Source organism: Arenibacter sp. P308M17 (assembly GCF_003426735.1).
Taxonomy (GTDB): domain Bacteria; phylum Bacteroidota; class Bacteroidia; order Flavobacteriales; family Flavobacteriaceae; genus Arenibacter.
This window is the reverse complement of sequence record NZ_QVON01000002.1, coordinates 499,086-520,514: the sequence shown is the minus strand read 5'-3', so window position 1 is coordinate 520,514 and position 21,429 is coordinate 499,086. Positions and strand designations below refer to the sequence as shown.

Sequence of the window (21,429 nt, the reverse complement as noted above, 5' to 3'; positions counted from 1 at the left end):
AAAATCTTTAACAAATATTAACAGCAATTTTGAATCAAATTATAATTTTAAATAGTTTTGAGCGTTCTGCTAGGTGAACGTTAAAAATTATGAAAATGAAATTTTATATTAAATTAGTGGCTATCTGCTTTAGTATTGCCTTATTTGTATCCTGTGGAAATGCGGATGACGATGTGCAATTCGGTGTAAATGGGGATGGCGATCTGGGTCTTGGAAAGCCTGTGGACGACTGTTTAAACCTGGGCGATGGCGAACTGGTATTGTCCATTCAGGATCAATATACCACCCTACCGGGAAAGGTGTCCATATTTTTTAAAGTGTCCGATACGGATGGAGATCCGGTCCCAGGGCTAGACGCAAGTCAGTTTACCATTTATGAGCAAGGTAGGAACGATGAATGTTTCAGTACCATTTCTACAACGGAGTCTTTTGCAAGGATCTCTCCCAATTCACAAATTTTTAATAACAATACTATTTTGGTGCTGGACTTAAGCAATAGTGTCCTTAGCAGCAGTATGGAAGAGCTAAAGACAGCATCCGCCAGTTTTGTGAACAATGTGATGCCCGCCTCGGATACGGAAACCTTTAAGATGGCCATTTATTGGTTTGATGGGGAGGATGAGTTACATGTGCTTAACGAGCTGACCCACGTAAAACAGGAACTTTTAACTTCCATTGATGGAATCAGCGCCAATATTAGCAACGATCCTTCCACCGATCTATACGGTGCAGTGATAAAAGCTACTGACAAGGCGGAAAAGTTATTGGCAGCAAGTACTACTAACGACCGTATTGGTGCCGCTTCGGTAGTTATTTTTACCGATGGTACCGATCAGGCCTCCCGTTATACAGAAGCGGCAGCCTTGAAAAAAGTGGATAACGCCAACAAGAACATTGCCTTTTTCAGTATTGGGTTGGGGGCAGAAATCGATGCCGATGTTTTAGGTAATATCGGTAAGACTTTTAGTGTCTTCGCCGGGAACAAGGAGGAATTGGAAACCACATTTAATGATATTTCCTTCAGGGTTTCCGAACAGGCCAATAGTTTTTACCTTTTTGAATACTGTAGTCCCAAACGGGATGGCAGTGGCGAAAATAACCTGGCCATCCAGGTAAAGGAAGGGAACAGACAGGGAGCTGTACAAACAAAATTTAACGCAAAAGGATTTACCGGAGGATGTGAATAATCTGGGTTAATATTCTTTAAATCATGTAATTAGGGCATCAAATTAAATTGATGCCCTTTTTTTTGATAAAGTTTATTTACCGTCCAACGTCTTTTTCCCCTACTACTACCGTATAACCTTACAGAGAACTATTTGTAAATTTTTAACAATTTAAGAAGATGAAAAAAGTAACTTTAGTTGGTTTGTTGGGAATGGCCGTTTTGGCTTCCTGTGTATCTAAGAAAAAATATGTAGCCCTTGAAGGGGATTTGTCCAATACCAAAAGCATGCTGACAAAAACCCAGGTCGAAAAAGAGGAATTGGAATCCAAAGTATCCAAAATAGAGGCAAGGGTTGCCGAATACAACGATAAAATAAATTCCTTACAGGAAATTAATGATTCACAATATACTTCTATTGATGATGTTGCCGTAATGAGCAATAACACAAAGGAAAAAATGAGGGCTACCTTGGCAAAAGTAGATCCGAGTGAATTGGCCAAGGCCCAAACTTTGGAAGATTCCATGAACCTGGCCATTTCCTACAATTTGAAGAAATCCATTTCTGATGAGGACGATGATGTTATTGTTGATATCAACAAAACGGTGGTTATGATCAATATTTCCGATAAACTATTGTTCAATTCCGGGAGTTATAAGGTAAGTAACAAAGCGAATACTATATTGGCCAAATTGGCCGAAGTGATCAATTCCGAACCCAGTATGGAAGTGATGGTGGAAGGACATACCGATTCCAGGACCATCAACACCGAAATGTTTCAGGATAACTGGGACCTGAGTGTTAAAAGGGCCACATCCATCGTTAGGCTTTTACAGAACAAGTACAATGTTGATCCTGCCAATTTGATCGCTGCGGGAAGAAGTAGCTATTTGCCTTTGGTAGATAACAACAGTAAGGAAAACATGGCCAAAAACAGACGTACCAAAATTGTAATTATTCCAAATTTGGATAAGTTTTTTGCCCTTTTGGATGCTGAGACATTATAAACACTACCATTACTATAATTATTGTTTTAGCTTGAGGACCCGATGCATGCATCGGGTTTTTTTATATTGTTAAGTTAAGGTAATTAAAATCTCAATTCCTAATACTCAATTCCCACTACTCTTTTTATCAAGTACCTTTAAAATCTTGTGAAAAACCTCATTGTTCCCATAAACACCTTGGAATTCCTGTGAACGGGGTCCGTAAGCAAAAATAGGAACCATGGTGGCAGTATGGTCATCGGTAGTGAAGTCGCCCTCTATCATGCCCATTTCCATATTCCCCTGTGGCAAGGTAAATCCGGAGGTTTCATGATCTGCGGTTATGACCACCAAAGTGTTTCCGGTTTTGTCGGCAAATTTTATGGCCTCCGTTATGGCTACGTCAAAATCGATCCCCTCGGTAACGATTCCGGAAACCTCGTTCCTATGTCCATAAGAATCTATTTGTGCCGCTTCCACCATTAAAAAGAACGGTCTATTTTTAGCATTTAAGAACTGAAGTCCGTTTTTAGTGGCCTCTGCCAATATGTGTCCCCTGCCCTTTAAAAAGCTGGGAACGTCGTTTTCCGCAATGAACAATCCTATTTTATCTTTTTTACTGGTTCCCAATTCCTTTACATCGGTCAAAATGGAAAAACCATTCCGCTGTAATTCGGCCTTGTCAAAATTAGATTCCCCTCCCCCAACGAAAAGGGAGAGTTTGCTCTTCAATAGATCTTGGACTATACCATCGGTATCATCCCTGTCTTTTTGATGGGCATAGAATGAACTAGGGGTTGCCCCTACAATTTTATCGGTAGTGATACAGCCTGTTATATATTGATGTTGATTCAGCAATTCTGTTATATTTACAAGGGGTTGTCCGTCTGAGGCCATTCCAATAGATCTGTTGTACGTTTTTGTTCCAGTGGCCAGGGCAGTACCTGCAGCTGCCGAATCTGTTGTAAAATCGTCCGAGGATTGGGTCTTTATAAATCCTATACTCTTTAACTGTGTCAGGGTAAGGTTGCCTCCATTGGCTAGCACCGATGAAGAAATTTGGGTAAGTCCATTGCCATCGCCGATGAGCAATATGACATTTTTGACCGACTTTTCAGTTTGGTCGGATTTGTAGGTAGGGGTGTATACAGGGGAAGTAGCCTTGTTGTAGTATACCCTATTCCCCAAGGTTTGCAAATAGACCGAGGCCTTGTCCGTCATATCCGTATTTATATAGTCCACCCCCAGATCGTGCATGGCTTTCCATGCGGTCTTGGAGTCTGGAGTGGCCCAAAAACGGAAGGGCTTATGGTATGAGTGGGCCTTGTCTATGGTAGACTTAACCTTTTGTAAGTCTTCGGTCGTTAATCTTCCTTTTCCGTTCCAATGGGAAAACTTATGAAATGGCAGGCTTATTAAAGCTACTTTATCCCAAGCCTCCTTGTTGGGCATATCCTCCAGAGTTTGATAATCGAACTTAATGAAAGATGGGTAATTTTTGTATTCTTCCGGCTTTGGCCTATTTCCGGAAATGGCCATGGAAATATTGGGATTATTGATGATGTTGGGATACTTTTCCAGCACGGCCACTATCTTATCCAGGGTGGCGTAGGTTTCCGATTTTATATCAATGAGCAGCTGCAACTCCTGCTGTTTTCCCAATTGCAGTTCCATCACCTTTTTTATAGGATCCAAATACAGGCTTTCCATGGTATGGCCTATTATTATATCTTCTTCGGCATGGGTTGCATATAAATTGTCATTCTTAAGGAATACATCTACTTCAATAGAGTTGGCCCCATGGGCATACGCATCCCAAAACGGGGCATTCTGCAAATAATCATTATGGGAATGAATCTTAAAGGAATTTGTTTTCTGTCCCGATACGATCTGAAGGGAAAGTAAAAAGAGCAATAAATAAAAGCGACTGGATCTAAGCATTGACATTGATTTATGTGATTATCGATATTAAAATTTTGAGATGGGTTCATAAAATGGACTGGACCAAATTAAACAAAACTGAATAATTTCTTCAGCAAAAATTGTTATATAAGCTTTAAGTTTAGTACATGACAACAAATCGTCTTAACAAGGTTTCTCGGAAAATCTGTTTTACCCCAAGCCCTAAAGGGAGTCTGATTTTCCTTGATTCCTCCCCTGCCCGACTACTTCGTTCAGGCGGGCTTTAGGGTCGGGGTCAAAAATCGAGGAAAATCTAGCGGAAATGATTTTTGTCATGTACTAAGAAGCTTAAGTTAAGTAAGATAATTTGGTTTCCGGATAAAAGGAACCTATTAAAGCCCTCAAAGAACCAAAACAGAAAAAAATAATACGGAAGGAAGGGTTTTTGGCCAAATAATTGTTATATTAATGACAACCCCTTATCAACCTATGTTCCTACTGAATGCTAAAAGCTAAATTTTTAACACTTAAAAACGAATATCATGGTTGTAATCAACGACATTTTAAAGTATAGTGCTATCAGTGAGCTGTCCGATGGCTTAAAGGGCTTGGCCATTTCTGTTTTTGCCTGTATCGTAAGCCTTCTTCTCCTAATGCTCTACTGGATATTTGCCTATGGGGACAATATCCGGGTTTCTTTTGGCTTTTAGATTAGACCGAGTGTCGTGTCAACCCTACTTTAGCCATCCCAAGCCTTGTTCTTTTTCACCCGGCCTTCGTTAAAAAAACAGTTCCGTAGCTACGGCTATGCAACATTTTTTTGCCTTGGCCAGATAAAAAATAACGGCGACTTAAACGACACAGTAGCATTGACACGACACTACCGTAAGATCAATGCATTCTTAAAATTTCCTTCCCCCGACTTTAAGTCGATAAGAAATCCATTGATAACGGCATACCGGGGCTGGCCCTGTTGTTCCAATATAAAGTTTGGAATAACGCCTACCCTCATTTTAAATTCTGGAACTTTATAGTCCTTTCCAATAATGTTTATGGGGAAGGTTACATGGTTTACCCCCTTGGGAATGTTCTCTACCCGCACATAGGTAAAGCCCAATTTTAGAAGGTCCAAGGCTTTTAATTGGGACACTTCCTTTATGGAAGGTAGCGTTTTTGGGTATACCTTGCCCCCCACCATAGAGTAGCCTTTTCCTTCTAAGGTTTCATATCCATAAAAGGTGGAGAGATCTCCCTGGTCTACAACCCTGCTACTGTTATAATAGGTACTATGTGATACCTTATCAATTTCCAATTGGTGTATGCCTACATCCAAGGTATAATTTTTGCCCAACAAATGGTAGGTGAGGTTATTGAGTTTTAGATCGAACAGTTTTCTGTCGTTTTCGGGGATTTTATCATATTCCGAAATGGGAATGTTTTTATAGTTGCCATTGGCGATGCTGTAGATGGCGGATAGGATGGAAACATAGTTCAATTTTCTGATCTCCTGTTTTTCCGGATCATTTTTATAACCGCCAGATTCTATTAAAATAGCACTTGTGCCCCATTTTTGAATATTGTCCCCAAAGGCCCTGGGCTCAAAATCGTCATTATAGCGCCCCACCTGTCCCGGAGCATATTTCTGAATTATTTGGTTCATATAGACAATAACCTTCATGGCATTGGCACGCACCTCGTTGATGTCCTTTTCATAATTAAAGGCCGGTGCCAAATAGGAGATGGTAGCGGGCTTATCCGTCCTTTCCGCATTGTAATAAGTGCTCTGGTCGTGAAGGTTGAAACCGAAATCGGCGTCCAAACTATCCCTTACCCTCTTTAAGGTCCTTCCCTCTGGGGATTGTAAGGATAGAGCATCCCTATTGATATCTATTCCCAAGGTATTTCTTCTTTGGTATACCTCCGCCCCATCAGGATTGAGCATGGGCAAAAAGTGTAACTTTAAATTCTTTAAAATGTTTTCCTTTTCACTTTTGAAATCTCCACTGGTCAAAAAATTGAAAATATCGAAGATGGCCTGGGTGGCGGTAGGTTCGTCCCCGTGCATTTGCGACCAAAGGAAAACATCGGTAGCACCTGTTCCGATACTTATTAGGGAAAGGTTGCGCCCTTCTATGGATTTACCAACCACCTTCAGCTCAAATTGGGGGTGGGTAGATAATTTGGCGATCAGGGGTTGTATGTCATTGTGCTTTATCCTTCTTTTGTCCAAAGATCGTTCCTTGTATTTTTCGTAGGTCGAGTACAGGTTGGAAGTAAAATCCTTTTCCTGCCCAATACCCGAAAACGCGATGAGCAAACAAAGGATAAGGGCCAATTTATGAGATGTCATATCGTTATTTAGCAATTGGTGTAGGTTTAAAATTAAGTTTTTTGGTAGCTCTTTTTACCCTTTTTAAAAACTTTTTGCCAGGGTCTGTCTTTATGGTCCTATACCCCTCATCTTTTTCCAACCATAGCTCATGATCTTCAAATAGGGTGTATTCATAATGGCCTATCAAATAGTCTATGTTGTATTTGGATTTTAAATATTTTACCAACCATTTGTTGGACCTTAATTGTGCCCTGGTGAGTTTGCTGTCCCCTGTTCCTCCCACGTTTTCAATCCCTATGGCACAATGATTTAGACCTATTACGTGTCTGGCCATAGTGGTTTCGGGCATTAGCCTATAAATGGTACCGTCTTGATCTACAAGAAATTGGGAAGATACATTTAAACCACTGGCCGAACTTATCTCCGGCCTCCAATCGGGCAGGGTGGGCAGATTAAAGGCTTGGTACGATTTTTCCAGGGTAGGGATTACCGTCCAGTGCAAAACTATCATTTTGGGTACTATATTCGGTTCCTCTTGGTCAAGGTCGTAACGGTCCGACATATATTTCAAAGTGAGCTCTTTTCGCTCTTCGTTAAAAATAATGGGCTTGTCTGTTATTTCACGGTTTACGGAACATGAAAGGGTAATGGAAAGGGAACACAGAACAACTAACTTTTTCATTGTAAACTTAAGTAATAAAGGTACAATATCATTTTATTTCTAAGGAATCCTTTTTTACCCTATAGAGGAGGGTAATTTTTTTTCGGCCCCATTGCATAGCTTTCTCCTTGTCCTCCCCCATATAGATGTCGATTCTATTTTTCCATTTGGAGTGCATCTTGTCCTTCACGAGATAAATACTGGTATCCCCCTTTATTTTTACAGCGGTATTGTAATCCAGTCCCAAGGGAATCAAATCTTTGGAAACGGCAATAATCTTCATCCCCGGATATAGCGAATCGCCCCAGGCCGTAATACCAGGGTGGATAGAAGAGGTTTGTGAAGGAAACGAATTGTAGGCCGTGGCCGTTACCTTGAGTTCTTTCCAGATATAACCATCATCAACATCTTTTTCCTTACAGCTGGCAAAGGATAATATGATGGCTGGCAAAATCAAATATTTTGAAGCTTGGCCGACCTTCTTCCTTAGACTATTTTTTAAAAGTGTCCCACCCATTTATTCCGTTGATCCATTAAAATGTTGCAATTTTGATTATATACCTGAAAAGGATTTCTCTTTACCCAATACAAGAAGGGCGTAAATTTTTAAAGCGTTATTCGGGAATGATATCGATTTAAAATTAGTGCTTTGTTTCGATTTATTGGCTCATAAGGGAGAAAATTCTGAATTTGGGACATGAAAATATTCAAAATACCATTAATTGTCCATTTCACAACAGAATTGGCCAATTTCGCAACATTAATTTCTTTCAATCGCACAACCATTATACTTTAGTAGTGTAAAAATAAATAAATAATTTTTTCATTTTCATATAGTGTTCTCGTAAAAGAGTCTTGTCCCAAAAAGATAAGGCTCTTTTTAGTTTTGTACTTTTTTGGTTGTTTTTGTGTTGGCACAGCATGAATAATTGTTTCATTATATAATTGGTACATTGAATCACTCCCCTACCTCAATCACCTGTGCATTGGCCATAAACAATTCCTGCATCCGCTCCATGCGGCCATCGAACTTGGTGGAAAAAATGGCATACTGGCACCTGTCCAAACTTTCAGGGATTCGGATAACATCTGAAAAAGGGCCTGGTTTGGATAGAAACTCCGCATCGTCTACAATAAACAACTTTAGTTTTCCCAGATTGATGCCGTTGAGGTAAAAGATCTTGCTCAATCTTTTGGGGGTGGCAATAACAATATCCACTCCCTCAAAAATTTCATTTCGCTGTGCCTCTATATTGTGTTCCTCATACACGCTGTAAATACGAAGGTCCATTCTTCTTGTGAAGCGTTCAAACTCCCTTTGCATGGCCAATGCAGCTTCCTTGTCCTTAACGAAGATCAAGGCCCTGGGAGCCTCTTCAAAGGCCTCACAATTCAATTTTTGCAGCGTACCGATTACGATGGAAGTGGTTTTACCTGCTCCGTGGGGCGCTATGCCAAAAATACTGGCCCCTCCCTTTAATTTAGGGACCACTGCTTTTTGAAATGGAAACAGTTCTTTAATTCCCTGTTGTTCCAATGCCTTTTTTAGTTGCTCCTGTATTTTTTTGAATGACATATTTCAATTTTAACTACTCCGTTTTTTGCCAACTTCTTACTGCTACTTCCAACTTATTTATGGTATAGCTAACAAGTTTCCCTTGTTCAACCACAACTTATAACCACTTCACAACAATAGTTTCGGCATCCAGGATTTCTCTACTACATTAGCTGTGTTATAAAGAAATACAAGATTTTTCATTTTCATATAGTGTTCTCGTAAAAGGGCCTTGATCTAAAAGACAAGGCTCTTTTTAGTTTCCAGGGTTTTGGAAACTATAAGGCCTGAATAGTCAAGGAATCCAATTGTTCTTACCAAAATTAGGTTTGCGTTTTTCCAAAAAGGCATTCCTTCCTTCTTTTGCCTCCTCCGTCATATAGGCCAATCTTGTAGCTTCCCCTGCAAATACCTGCTGCCCTACCATTCCGTCATCGGTGAGGTTCATTGCAAATTTTAGCATCTTAATGGAAGTGGGCGATTTTTCAAGGATTTCCTGGGCCCAATTGTAAGCCGTATCTTCCAATTCCCCATGGGGAACAACCGCATTTACCATTCCCATTTCAAAGGCATCCTGGGCCGAATAGTTCCTGCCCAGGAAAAATATTTCCCTGGCCCTTTTTTGTCCCACCATCTTTGCCAGGTAGGCCGATCCGTAGCCACCATCAAAACTGGTTACATCCGCATCGGTCTGTTTAAAGATGGCATGCTCCTTACTGGCAAGGGTGAGATCGCAGACCACGTGCAAGCTGTGGCCGCCTCCAACGGCCCAACCCGGTACTACGGCAATGACCACTTTGGGCATGAACCTAATAAGACGTTGTACTTCCAGAATATTTAAGCGGTGCATGCCGTCTTCCCCAACATAGCCCTTATGTCCCCTAGCCTTTTGGTCCCCCCCGCTACAAAAGGAATACACTCCGTCCTTGGTAGACGGGCCCTCGGCAGAAAGTAGCACAACACCTATACTTGTATCCTCTTGGGCATCATAGAAAGCCTCATATAGTTCACTGGTGGTCTTGGGCCTAAAGGCATTTCTAACATTGGGCCTGTTAAAGGCAATTCTGGCAACACCTCCACATTTTTTATAGGTGATATCCTCAAATTCCTTAACTACTTTCCAATCAATTTTTTTTTGCATTTCAAAAATGGTTTAACGGTTATCAAAGATAATACTCTTTTTTCCGATTAGGATTTGTTGTTTTTTTCCGAGATCCATTTGGACATAAATTTGGTGCTTGCCATGGTATGGTGCAAGAGCATGGCACCCATAAAATTACCGGATCTATGCTCTTTTAAATTCTTTGCAAGTAGTTCAATCCGATCCCTAAGTTGCTTTTGTAAAACAACTTTGTTGTAAAAGCTGTTTATAATGGCAGTTCCATTCTGCCTGGCAAGGTACCATTTATCCTCAGTTTGGTAAAGGAAAACGGCCGCCTTGGCAAAAGCCTCTGTACCATTGGCAATAATTCCGTTCCATGGCAGGTTTTCACAGATGCCTTCCGCACCAATTTCCGTCGTAATACTGGGGGTGCCGTTCAGCATTCCGTTCAGCAATTTGCCTTTTATTCCCGCCCCAAAATTTAGGGGAGCAAGATTGAGCCTGGCCTGGGAAATGACCTCTGCCGCATCTTGGGTATGGCCCATAATACAGAACCCTTGTGTTGGACAGTTCAATTGCTTGATGCTTTCCGGCATATAAGGGCCGTAAATAAACAAATTTACATGGGGCAATTCTTTGCGGATCAAGGGCCAGATATCCATTTTAAGGGTTTGTAATGCATTTATATTGGGTGCGTGTTTCCCATTGCCGATACATATAAAATTCTTTTTTTGATCAAATTGGAGCCAGTTGTCCTGTTTTTCATCGTCTATGGCTTCGTACATCATCGGTAAATAAAGTAATAGGCCTTTATCTATTTTTACTGTTTTGACTAGAAGTTCCATTTCATATAGGGAAATGATCAAACTAAGATCGCATCTATAAATGCTGGCCACTTCCCTTTTTGTCCGTTCTTGGTCCAACCAAAATTTTTCGGTAAAGGAAATCCTTTTTTTATACGCCAATTGTCTGGCCCATCTAAGGGAGTGTAGGTCTTCGGTATCCAAAATACGTATTGCATTCGGGGCACATTCAACAACGCGCCATCCAAATTGCTCTTCTGTCATAAAACGATCAAAAAGAACGATATCCGGATCTAGATCCCTTATAAGCCCATCAAAACTGGAATGATTGAGCAAAATGGTCTCTTTGCGTACCCCAAGGCTATCCAGGTCGGCGGAGAATTGGCTTTCTGCTGCAGTACAGGCAAAGGTTATCCAATAATTTTCATTTAAAAAGAAATGTATCAATTGCAGCATTCTTTCCCCTGCGGCCGTAGTAGCCGGCTCCGGCCATACATAGCCAATAATCAATATTTTTTTATCCTTTTCCGGGATCATATGTTCTATAATCGCTTGGCGAATTTCTGGGATATTTTGGAGCGTAGTTTTCGCTCATAATCCTCTTCCAGCCATTCCTTGTAGTTTTTGGTATTGTTCATGATACAATAGGAATATTGGCGAACGCGATAAGCGATCTCTTCCTTTAATTTTTTGGCCAGGATACGGGCGTCAAATACATCCTCACTATTTTCTACACAGATGGTGGCGTGCTGTTCAATACTGTTCTCCAGTACGGTTTTGGACTTAAGTCCCTGGGCAAAAACCCTTTTATATTCCGCTTTGATGTCGAATTCGATATTTTTGGACTTGCTGAACAACGCTTTGAGGTCGGCCGGCATCTCATACACAAAATCCCGTTCTATTTCTTCATCGTTTTTTATGCTTTCCAAATAAAAATCCGGGAAATGAAAAATTTCCTGCCAATCTATGGGAGCGTTCCATAGACCAAATCTGGCCACATTGTTCCCCAGGTCCACCACCGTAAATTCATTTTTATTCGGCAGTATCCTGGATCCCCGTCCTATCATCTGAAAATAAAGCGTCAAGGATTTGGTCGCCCTATTTAATATGATGGTCTCTACAGTGGGTTCGTCAAATCCGGTGGTCAATATACTTACAGAGGTAAGTACGGCATCCGGGGTTTTTGAAAACCATTTTAAAATTTCCTTGCGTTCCGAAGCACTGTTCTTATTATCCAAATGCCGAATGTTGTAGCCAGCTTTTTTAAAGGTGTCCAAAACATATAAAGAGGTATTGATACCATTGTTGAAAATTAGGGTTTTGGTGCCTTTTGCAATCTCTTCATAGGCATTTACCAGCTTGGTAAGCATGTTCTGGTTGCCGTAAAGCTCGTCCGAAGATTTTACCGTATAGTCGCCACTTATACCCAATTTTAAGCTTTTAAGGCTAACATCGTAATTGTACATATTGGCCTTGGCCAAAAAATTCTTTTCAATGAGCGATGAAATGGATTCCCCCACGATCAACTTCTGATAGTGGTCCTTCATCGGGAGTTTAATATTGGAGCTTAAGGGTGTTGCGGTAACCCCAAGAATGATGGATTTTTTAAAATATTTGAATAATTTTCTAAAGGAATTGTAATGTGCCTCATCTATAATTACTAGTCCAATATCATTGATCTTTACCTTCTCATCCTGAAGTCTGTTATTAAGGGTTTCCACCATGGCCACGAAGCACATATATTGGTCTTGGTCCTGTAACTCCTTTACCTCGCTATTGATTATTTTATTCTTGACCCCAAAACCCTTTAACATTTTGGAGGTTTGGTTGCTCAATTCAATTCTATGGGTCAGGACTACTACCTTTTTATTGGTTTTATGGATATATCTTTTGGCAATTTCCGAAAATACAACGGTTTTACCACCACCGGTGGGCAGTTGGTACAAAAGGTTCATATCGTCCGGGGATTCCTCCAAACACTTGAATATAGTATTCAGGTCTTCCTCTTGATAATCGTAAAGCGTTTTTTCTGTACTTTCTTTAGATAGCTCCAAACGGGAAATGAAATTTTTTAAAATTAAGAAAAATCAAACCTTACAAAATTAAGGGTTTTTTGTGCCGGTTTCAAATTTACAGGATAAAAACATGAAATTGGAATTGTCCATTGGCCAAATTTGAGGGGGAACTCCCTAGGGCAAGCGAAAACAAATACTTTTACAAGGGTGGGAACGGAGCGGATTGTGGTCAGTCTATGATATCCAGCGACTTTGAGAAGTCCTCCATGTTGGGCCAATGGTGATCTTGGGCAAATAGGTAGCAGGCTACAATTCTGTTCTTAAAATCGATTAAAAGGGCATTTACTGAAATAAACCGGACCAGTTCGTTAAAAGAATTTTCCATGCTTTTGTAGAAGGCCTCAGGGACATTTTTCTCCAGCGAAAAGGATTGTGCCACCTCCAGGTTGTACAACATAAGATCTGCCGTTATATTCGGGTCTACCCCCAATTTAAGGAAGTGTTTTATGTATTTTTGGGCAACGGACCTCCTGGCCTTTGGCCTTTTTCTTTTTAAGGGAAAGTATTCGTTGGAGATCTTTATTTTGGCATCCTGCACCAGTTTGTCCTCCTTAGGGTTGAAAACAAAATCGTAATATTCCTTTACCACCGGGAATCTGAGGTACAGATCCAGCAATTGCTCTTCCAGTTCCTTTTTTTTTAATTCCGATAAATAGTTGACCAATGCCCGTTTGCCCATACTTTCAATTAAATAGATTTGAACTTAAGAACTGCAATTTCCTATTTAAAAATCAAAAAACAGCACAAGGGAGTAAAATAGTATTTTAATAATTGGATGGTACAGGGAATATCATAAACTTCTCATAAATTATGTATAAGTAATGCAGGTTCCCTTGGAAAAGACGTAAAAAAAAGGTATAATGAGAGATTCACGTTAAAAATCCAAATAAAATATATATGAGGCAACTAAAGATTATCAAGCAGGTTACCAATAGGGAGTCAAAATCACTGGACAAATATCTGCAGGATATCAGTAAAATTGAGTTGATCACGGCCAATGAAGAGGTAGAATTGGCCCAAAAAATTAGGGATGGGGATCAAATTGCCTTGGAAAAACTCACAACGGCAAATTTAAGATTTGTGGTTTCTGTTGCCAAACAATATCAAAACCAAGGTTTAAAGCTTCCGGATTTAATCAATGAAGGAAATGTTGGATTGGTAAAAGCGGCCAAGCGTTTTGATGAAACAAGGGGATTTAAATTTATATCCTATGCGGTTTGGTGGATACGTCAGGCCATTCTACAGGCACTGGCCGAACAATCCAGGGTGGTGCGCTTACCACTGAACAAGATCGGATCCATCAATAAAATTAAAAAAACGTTTTCTTATTTGGAGCAGGCCCATCAAAGGCCGCCATCACCCGAGGAGATAGCCAATGAATTGGAAATGTCCGTCAACGAGGTAAAACAATCCTTGAAAAATTCGGGCAGGCACGTATCCATGGATGCGCCTTTAAAGGAGGGAGAGAATTCCAATCTATACGATGTGGTTAGGTCAGGAGAGTCCCCAAGACCGGATATGTTTCTTTTACAGCAGTCCTTAAATACAGAAATCAACAGGGCTTTGGATACGCTCTCCCAAAGGGAGGCCGATGTAGTTAAATTGTATTACGGCATTGGTGATCAGCAATCCATGACCTTGGCAGAGATAGGACTTACTTTTGATCTTACAAGGGAACGCGTGAGGCAGATAAGGGAAAAAGCCATTAGAAAGCTTCGCCACAACTCCAGGAGCAAATTGCTCAAAACTTATTTGGGATAGAAGCCCAAAACAAAGGGGCCGGATAGAACAATTTTCTATCCGGCCCCTTTGTTTCTAAAGCATTGGGTTTAAGAATAACTTAATTTAGCGATATTGAAATGGTTTAAAATTTCATTTAGATCTTCAATGAAGCTCAAATAAGCTGCGTTTTCTGAATTTTGTTTTGCCATTTTAATAAGGGTTTTTAGGTTCTGAATTCCGGGCGCAACTACATATAGTCCAACTCGGTCAATTCGTTTAAACTCAAAATTTCATTTAAATCCTGTAGAAATACAAGGTATTCCTCTCCGTAGGTATCGTATAACATAGTAAGACTTGGTTTAAATTATTATTGTTTGGGTCAATAATTATATGGTAAACATATTCACTATCCCTTTCCCTTCCAACTAAATGTTGTGTACAAGTGTTTTTTAGTTGTAAAATGGGCAGTACATAAAGTTTAATCATTTTTTTGATAAATAAGCCGATTATTCCGCCGGGATTATTTCTGTGGATTTATTGGAGAAGTCCTTTTTTTAATGGCTAAAGGGAGCCAATGACGCCCTGTTGGGTGCCTTTGTCGGATTCGTTAAGGAAAGATGGCTTATAGCCCCCTGGTCAATTTACTTCTTGAAAATTTTATCGGTCAGGGCCTTTAATTGGTCCAGAAACTTCATTTCCTCCCAATCCGCCGCACTTTCCTCCTTTTTATGGCTGTTACTGTTGTTCTGCTTAATATTCCCTAAGGATGTAATATCAAAATCGATGTTGAACAGGTCATCATTGTTGCCCATATTTTCCTCCTCATTATCGGGAGGAGTTTCATAATAGTTGAAAGGGGTTATCCTGTCGGCTTTCATATTTTCCCGTTCGGATGATATTGTGGAGATAAAGCCGGATTTTGCCACTTCAAAAGTGATCCACGGGTCTCTGGGCAAATTTGAAGGTCCGCTAATTTCTTTATTTGGATCCATGTTATGGCTAGAAAGGATTTGAGTGTCTCCGGTTAGAATGGAATGAAATTTTGCTTCTATACATCTTGAAACCAATTTAGCCTTTTCCCCTATAGTTTTATTCGAATGATTGTGAAGGGTTTTCAAAAAATAGAGATCACTTATGTCTCCTATTTGTTGAATCTCCTGAAGTAAGAGCAGTTGGGACTCTATATCCAAGGAGCCGAATAAATGGTTGAATACATAGTGTTCCCCGAAATCTACGATGCTGTTGTCATTATCCTGTTCATCTATATCCATTGGGTAATGGTATAGGAACTTGAAAATGATTTCCTTTATGAGATTGCCAATGGATTCGTTCTCTTCCCCATCCAACATTTCATTTAATAGGGGTACCTCCCTCATATCCCCCATTTCTGCAATGGAATGTAATAATTTTACTTTTTTAAATTCCGAATCGGTATAGAATTTGGCAGCAGGAAGGTTCATTTCTCCTAGATCCAACAAATTATTGTCTTCCTGTGGGACGGCTTTTCTGTTTTCTTCCTCTAGGTGCGACATTAGTATATCACTGATCTGCTTTTTAAAGTGCGGATCCAGGACCACCTCATATTCCACGTCAAGATCGTTGAGGTCGGTAGACGGTGTTTCTTTCCCTTCCTCAATTTCCAATATCAAGGGCAAGAAATCGATGTTTAAAAAAGAAGTTTCCGGCTTAGGTGATCTGTTGGATGGATGCATTTTGTTATCCCCGTAAATTTCCTCATGTATCGCCTCATAGGGATTTCTTTCAAAGCTTTCCCAGTCAAGGCTTTCCGTTGGGCATTCCATATCGCTGCCAAACATTGGTTCTTCCCGTATATCCTCCCCGCTACCATTATCGGTATCTCCATAATTCGTTACTATTGGAACGAAGTTAAAATCTAGCTCCTCCCCATTTAATAAATCGGGTTTTGTATCAAAACTATTGGTTTTATAAACCTGGGCCTTACCATGCACGTCCGTACTATCCAAAGCATCCAGTTGCAGACCAAATTCTTTGGAAAGTCTGTGTATTATTTGTATCCCGCCCTTATCAAGATAGGAGTCCATTTCCCCTAATATGCTGGAGGCAATACGTTTGTTGCTCGACTTCCTTAGAAGTTTCCACAATTCCACCTTTAATTCTATGTGCTCCTTTTCGGACATTTTCAGCTTACCTTGGTCATAACGTATTAGCCTACCTATTATTCCGACTAGTTGTTTCCTTTTATTCTCCCTCAAATTACCTCCCAGCAGTGGGTAGTTTTTAAAAATGTATAGGATGGTCCAATACCCAATGGTCAAAAGCAGGACCAAGGCTATTAAATCCCATATCAGGTTGCTATGTATTTTGGGTATGTTCATGTAACGGTAATCACTTTTTTAATAAGTGTTTAGTTTCTCTTTCCTTTTAAGATCATCAATTCTTTGTCAATGGCTTTCTCTACCATAGGATATGCCAATAGTAATAGATCGTATAACCGTCCTATTTCTGGTAGATTCCTATGGGTCCTACAGCCAACCGTAATTTTTTCCACTAGGGAAAAAAGGTAATCTGCTTTCATCATGGAAAGTCCCGTTTTAACTTTGTGAGCAGCAAATCCCAAACCATTAAGATTACCTTCCGGGATATAGACATTGGCCCTTCCTATGAAATCCAGCATATTTTGTTTAAATAGGCCTATCAGCTCTTCCAAAAGGTCTATTTCCCCCATACACTCTTCCAAGATATTGGTTAGGCAAACTTCCCACACTTTCTTTTTTGTTGAAAATGGAAGAAGGCTTTCGCCAGCATCAAATAAAGGTTTCCATCCTTCCTTCCTTTTGTATTTATATAAGGAGGCCAGTAACTCCTCATGGCTATATGGCTTTAGGATATAATTGTCTATTCCCAGGGCATTACATTTGTTTTTAACATTCAAGTTAAAATCGCCGGTCAAGGCTATAACGGGAAGATTTTGGACATGATTATTGCCCGATTGCCTAATTATTTGCGCAATTTGAAAACCGTTCATGGCAGGCATTCCAAGGTCTATTAATACCAGGTCTACCCTATTCCTTAACAAATAATTCAGTCCAGCATAGGCATTATCCGTTATGTGCACGGTACATCCCCAATTGTTTAAGCGCTGTTCCATTAATTTTTGAATGAGTATATTGGCCTCAAAAACCACTATATGAAGGCCTTCCAATATCTTATTGCTTTCTATTATACGGTTGGAATCCAATTGGTTGCCAAGGCCTCTTATCTGTTTGCTCTTTTTATAGGGGATGGTGAACTTATGTACACAACCGTTGTTTAAGGTATCCATTGTTGTCAAGGACCCATTTAATATTTCAAGTATGCCCTTCACCATGGCAAAACCAATTCCCAAATCGTTTGCATTGGACTTTAAGTCTTTTGTAAAAGCTTCTTTGCACAAATCCCTTATTTCGAAATCGAGTACGAGGCTATTACTGTTTTGCCTTCTTAGTTTAATTTTGAGAAGGATACTTCCTTCATCGACCAGATTGATGGAGTTTCCTAAAAGGGTAAGTAGAATTTGGGACAACTTGGATGGATCTCCTATAAGGATTTCTGGTATTTCCGTATCCAAATATACCTCTAGGGCAACATTATTATTGGTTATCAGGGTGTTGCACAGATATATGGTATCCCTTATTATACCGTAAAAATTAAAATCGATATTTTCAAATTTTTCCCTTCCCGAAGTAAGTTTGGTATATTCCAATAGCTCATTGATTAAGCCCAAAAGATGGTGGGAACTGGAGGTTATGGAATTGATCTTGACAAGTTGTTCCTCGGTTAATTTGCCTTCTTTTAAAAGATCTACAGTCTCCATTATTCCGTTGATCGGGTTTCTAATTTCATCACCCAACTTGGCCAATAGCCTACCTTCCTCCCAGTTGGGCTTACAATTTACCGGGTTGGCCCATTCTTTGCTCCCAATGGCCAATTCAAAATCCTTGCTGTTTTTTTGGAAGCTGCAAACATTGGGGTTTGGCCCCAATACTTTTTCCTCTAGGCGATATTTAAAGGACATAAAGGATTTTTTTAATGAAGAAGCTTCCTCCGAGGTTAATTCCTCGAACGAAAAATGATTTAGTTGACCTTCAAGATTTGTAAGTTGGGATAGTAGGCTGTTGGGTTTCAATTTTAAATAGTTTGGGTTCTGAAAGTCTAAAACTCCCCTTTTAAAGTGCGGTTTACAATTAAATGTTATCTAAAGGTCATTTTATGTTGTCAAATGACATTATTTGTATGTATCAAACCCTATCGGCATGAAGCATTTTATCGAATTTATATGCCTTTTATCGATAATGTCCTAAAACGAGAAACAATAAAAAATGAAGGAGGAGGTCGAAGAAAAACTAGCCTGTATATTTAACCGATGTTCTCACTATAGAGACAAGGCATGTAAAAGGCAAGTTGTACCATGAGCTATGAGTGCGGCAGAATTATTGATTTGGAAGACAAAATTGCACGACCCTAGGGGGCTTTGAATCAGGTATGGGAAGCGATGAAAACTTATGCCCTAATTGTCCGAGGCCAAACGGTCCCTTACGAATTCAATTTTAGTTTTTCCATGGGGTTTGGGTTTTCCATCTGCACCCAGATTTACCATTATGATATTGTCTACGGTCACAATGGTTTCCCTGGTCATTTTGTTCCTAACCTCACAATTAAGGGTCAGGGAGGTCTTTCCAAATTTTACCACGTCTATACCTATTTCAACAATGTCGCCTTTTAAGGCCGTGCTCATAAAGTTTATTTCGGACATATATTTGGTAACCACCCTCTTGTTTTCCAATTGTATAATGCTATACAGTGCGGCTTCCTCGTCTATCCAGGCAAGTAGCTTGCCCCCGAACAGGGTGCCATTGGCATTTAAATCTTCTGGTTTCACCCATTTTCTTGTATGAAATCTCATAGTTCAGTAATTTTAAGTTAAAATTACTGAAGATTATTTCGTTAAAACAGTGTTGGGGAAAAATTATCACCCGATTTAGGTATATGTAAATTACATTCGATTTTTTCATTCAATTTGGAAATAAAATAGGTCGATAATAATGGAGACTCCAATTCCATATTTTGATGGACAAAAAAGTGGATGTTTCTCAATCCCATCTCTTTCCAATCGTACAGCCGCATTACCCAATCGTCCAAACGTTGATAATCACTTTTATGATTACTGCCAACAAAACGTATAAAAGCCTCATCGTTCGTCATTCTCATATGCATTAAGTCTCTTCTGCCCGCGGTATCCACAAGGATATTCGCAATATTATTTTCATATAGCAAACTATGTAATTCTTGGGCGACTTTATCATCATTAAACCAATCGGTATGCCTAAATTCGATGGCCAGGGGAAATTCTTTTGGCCAATACGCAACAAACCGGACCACTTTGTCCCAGTTTGCAGGTCCAAAATTGTTGTGCATCTGTAAAAAAATAGTACCCAGTTTGTCTTTAAGGTTTGCAATAGCGTTTAAAAATGCCTCCACAATGGGGTAAGCCTGATCGTTCAACCTATATAAATGACTAACGTTTTGCACTATTTTAGGAAAAAACTTAAAGGATGAGGGGGTCTTTTCATACCATTTATCATACTGCTCCACCGGAAAAATCCGATAAAAGGTGGCATTAAGTTCTATGCTATTGAATTGGGAGGAATAATAGGCCAGTTCATCTTTTGTTCCCTTTGGATAAAAGCTTTTCAAGTCCTGTCGGTTCCATTTGGCACAGCCCACATATATACTTGGAGCGTTTTGACCAATCAATTTTTCCAACACCTTTTTGGTGTCCGGATGGTCCTTAGGCATTAGGAAATCCACTATTTCCGGTTTCTCTACTTTTCCGAATTTCATATAATGATCATGTTTATTTTTTAGGCACGGACATTCCGATCACAAGTTACGGAACATGTTCATAACCTCGTTAAAAACTAAATCCAAATTCCAAATCCTTAAAATAAGGAATGGCTACCTTTATAAAAACACCATTGATATGAGCGACAGGTCCCATAGTCTTTTGGAAATTCGTCCTATAATCCCTTCGGCCAAAGTAACGGAAAATATGGGCAGTGATGAGAGGTTTCAAAACCAAACCTTACGCCCTGTAATAAAAATGCAAAACCCCTTACTGCTCTTGGTCTTTCAGAATTACATCTTCAAGCACAAAAATAGTTTTTATGAACTTGGGATGCATAAACGTCTGATTTTTATAGAAAATGCGATACAAAAGGACATTAAGTTTAGGAATTCGTTAAAGGGAATCATCATAGGCCAGTTTACCACAGAGGAGTATGCGCTATACATACGCAATTCTTCATCTTTAAACAAGCGCATGATGCAGATGGTGATCGAACGTATTAAAGATCAGGTCCAGTTTTTTGAAAAAGCCTTACTTCAGCCCATATAGATTCCATCATTTCTTAATCCAAAAGTGATTCCCCGTTAAGGTTGGTGGTGAGTATATCGCTCATTAGGTTGAAATAAGGGCGGATCGCTTGAAAAGCAAGGTCTATATTCTCTATAAAATTGGGTGATAGCACCTCCTGATCGGAAAATTTTTTCATGAAAATGAATTGTTTTCTTTTTATCAAATCAATGTTGGGGTGATCTTTGTTAAAGCCGGAGGGAGCTGTTTTTAATTCATCGCCCTGCATTTCGCCCCAAACTTCCATAAAGCTTTTTTTGCCCATTATGGCGCGTATTTCAGATGCATCGGTTTCAAATTCTTTTCTAATCCTTAATAGATCTTCTTTGTTGGGTTCCCAAAATCCGGCTGCAATAAAGGTTTCATTGGGTTTTACCCGTAAATAGTATCCGCCCCGCAACCGCTTTCCAGACCTGGAAAAGGATCCTGCAAAATGGGTCTTATAGGGGGTTTTGTCTTTAGAGAACCGTACATCCCTATAGATGCGGAACATTTTTAATTTTTCAATATCATCATGGGCTTTCAATCTATTCATTAATGCGGAATAAAAATTCTTGACCTCCGTTTCCATCTCCTTGAATTCGGTTTTGTACTCCTGGAACCATTCCCTGGAGTTGTTGTTTTTTAGGTTTTCCAAAAATAGAAATACATCTTTCGTAATCAGCTGCTGTTGTATACGACTCATAACACAT

General features: G+C 39.7%; 19 protein-coding genes. 5 read left to right on the top strand and 14 right to left on the bottom strand.

Annotated features, from left to right (window positions below; all coding sequences use genetic code 11):
- Positions 1-95: 95 nt before the first annotated feature.
- On the top strand, positions 96-1,187 hold the full coding sequence (locus D0S24_RS06130; RefSeq protein WP_181938038.1) for a VWA domain-containing protein: 1,092 nt from the start codon (positions 96-98) through the stop codon (positions 1,185-1,187).
- 158 nt (positions 1,188-1,345) lie between these two features.
- A complete protein-coding gene (locus D0S24_RS06125) occupies positions 1,346-2,173 on the top strand; it encodes an OmpA family protein (RefSeq protein ID WP_117018971.1) in 828 nt (275 codons plus the stop codon).
- 105 nt (positions 2,174-2,278) lie between these two features.
- Here the strand turns inward: D0S24_RS06125 and D0S24_RS06120 are convergent, their stop codons facing one another.
- Positions 2,279-4,093: an alkaline phosphatase gene (locus tag D0S24_RS06120; protein ID WP_220377731.1), complete on the bottom strand. Its 1,815-nt coding sequence runs from the start codon at positions 4,091-4,093 to the stop codon at positions 2,279-2,281.
- A 503-nt stretch (positions 4,094-4,596) separates the two neighbouring features.
- Between D0S24_RS06120 and D0S24_RS21030 the strand changes: the two genes are divergently transcribed.
- Positions 4,597-4,764 (top strand): hypothetical protein, encoded by a 168-nt coding sequence (locus tag D0S24_RS21030; protein ID WP_181938037.1) that lies wholly within the window; start codon positions 4,597-4,599, stop codon positions 4,762-4,764.
- A 170-nt stretch (positions 4,765-4,934) separates the two neighbouring features.
- On the opposite strand, the gene D0S24_RS06115 is transcribed toward D0S24_RS21030, so the two are convergent.
- The 8 genes from D0S24_RS06115 to D0S24_RS06075 all read right to left on the bottom strand — a co-directional run bounded on the left by D0S24_RS06115 (position 4,935) and on the right by D0S24_RS06075 (position 13,261).
- On the bottom strand, positions 4,935-6,404 hold the full coding sequence (locus D0S24_RS06115) for a M14 metallopeptidase family protein (protein ID WP_117018969.1): 1,470 nt from the start codon (positions 6,402-6,404) through the stop codon (positions 4,935-4,937).
- 4 nt (positions 6,405-6,408) lie between these two features.
- Positions 6,409-7,068, bottom strand: a complete 660-nt coding sequence (locus D0S24_RS06110; protein ID WP_117018968.1) for a peptidoglycan recognition family protein — start codon at positions 7,066-7,068, stop codon at positions 6,409-6,411.
- 28 nt (positions 7,069-7,096) lie between these two features.
- Positions 7,097-7,498 (bottom strand): 3D domain-containing protein, encoded by a 402-nt coding sequence (locus D0S24_RS06105; protein ID WP_262921909.1) that lies wholly within the window; start codon positions 7,496-7,498, stop codon positions 7,097-7,099.
- 507 nt (positions 7,499-8,005) lie between these two features.
- Positions 8,006-8,623: a DEAD/DEAH box helicase gene (locus D0S24_RS06095; protein WP_117018966.1), complete on the bottom strand. Its 618-nt coding sequence runs from the start codon at positions 8,621-8,623 to the stop codon at positions 8,006-8,008.
- A 274-nt stretch (positions 8,624-8,897) separates the two neighbouring features.
- A complete protein-coding gene (locus D0S24_RS06090; protein ID WP_251795727.1) occupies positions 8,898-9,743 on the bottom strand; it encodes a 1,4-dihydroxy-2-naphthoyl-CoA synthase in 846 nt (281 codons plus the stop codon).
- Positions 9,744-9,790: 47 nt separating this feature from the next.
- Positions 9,791-11,044 (bottom strand): glycosyltransferase family 4 protein, encoded by a 1,254-nt coding sequence (locus D0S24_RS06085; RefSeq protein WP_117018965.1) that lies wholly within the window; start codon positions 11,042-11,044, stop codon positions 9,791-9,793.
- Between the two features lie 5 nt (positions 11,045-11,049).
- On the bottom strand, positions 11,050-12,561 hold the full coding sequence (locus tag D0S24_RS06080) for a DEAD/DEAH box helicase (RefSeq protein ID WP_117018964.1): 1,512 nt from the start codon (positions 12,559-12,561) through the stop codon (positions 11,050-11,052).
- 190 nt (positions 12,562-12,751) lie between these two features.
- Positions 12,752-13,261 (bottom strand): DUF6155 family protein, encoded by a 510-nt coding sequence (locus tag D0S24_RS06075; RefSeq protein WP_117018963.1) that lies wholly within the window; start codon positions 13,259-13,261, stop codon positions 12,752-12,754.
- A gap of 218 nt (positions 13,262-13,479) precedes the next feature.
- Between D0S24_RS06075 and D0S24_RS06070 the strand changes: the two genes are divergently transcribed.
- Positions 13,480-14,343, top strand: a complete 864-nt coding sequence (locus D0S24_RS06070) for an RNA polymerase sigma factor RpoD/SigA (protein ID WP_117018962.1) — start codon at positions 13,480-13,482, stop codon at positions 14,341-14,343.
- 602 nt (positions 14,344-14,945) lie between these two features.
- On the opposite strand, the gene D0S24_RS06065 is transcribed toward D0S24_RS06070, so the two are convergent.
- From D0S24_RS06065 to D0S24_RS06050, 4 genes are all read right to left on the bottom strand, one after another.
- On the bottom strand, positions 14,946-16,661 hold the full coding sequence (locus D0S24_RS06065) for a hypothetical protein (protein WP_117018961.1): 1,716 nt from the start codon (positions 16,659-16,661) through the stop codon (positions 14,946-14,948).
- Between the two features lie 29 nt (positions 16,662-16,690).
- The gene (locus D0S24_RS06060) at positions 16,691-18,451 is read right to left on the bottom strand and encodes a hybrid sensor histidine kinase/response regulator (RefSeq protein ID WP_117018960.1); all 1,761 of its coding nucleotides are present in this window, start codon (positions 18,449-18,451) and stop codon (positions 16,691-16,693) included.
- Positions 18,452-18,832: 381 nt separating this feature from the next.
- Positions 18,833-19,228: an acyl-CoA thioesterase gene (locus D0S24_RS06055; RefSeq protein ID WP_117018959.1), complete on the bottom strand. Its 396-nt coding sequence runs from the start codon at positions 19,226-19,228 to the stop codon at positions 18,833-18,835.
- A gap of 41 nt (positions 19,229-19,269) precedes the next feature.
- On the bottom strand, positions 19,270-20,166 hold the full coding sequence (locus D0S24_RS06050; protein ID WP_117018958.1) for a DUF72 domain-containing protein: 897 nt from the start codon (positions 20,164-20,166) through the stop codon (positions 19,270-19,272).
- Positions 20,167-20,305: 139 nt separating this feature from the next.
- Here D0S24_RS06050 and D0S24_RS06045 point away from each other — a divergent pair, with 139 nt between their 5' ends.
- Positions 20,306-20,719, top strand: coding sequence for a glyoxalase (locus tag D0S24_RS06045; protein ID WP_117019330.1), 414 nt, complete (start codon positions 20,306-20,308; stop codon positions 20,717-20,719).
- Positions 20,720-20,732: 13 nt separating this feature from the next.
- On the opposite strand, the gene D0S24_RS06040 is transcribed toward D0S24_RS06045, so the two are convergent.
- Positions 20,733-21,422: a DUF2461 domain-containing protein gene (locus D0S24_RS06040; protein ID WP_251795726.1), complete on the bottom strand. Its 690-nt coding sequence runs from the start codon at positions 21,420-21,422 to the stop codon at positions 20,733-20,735.
- Positions 21,423-21,429 lie beyond the last annotated feature (7 nt).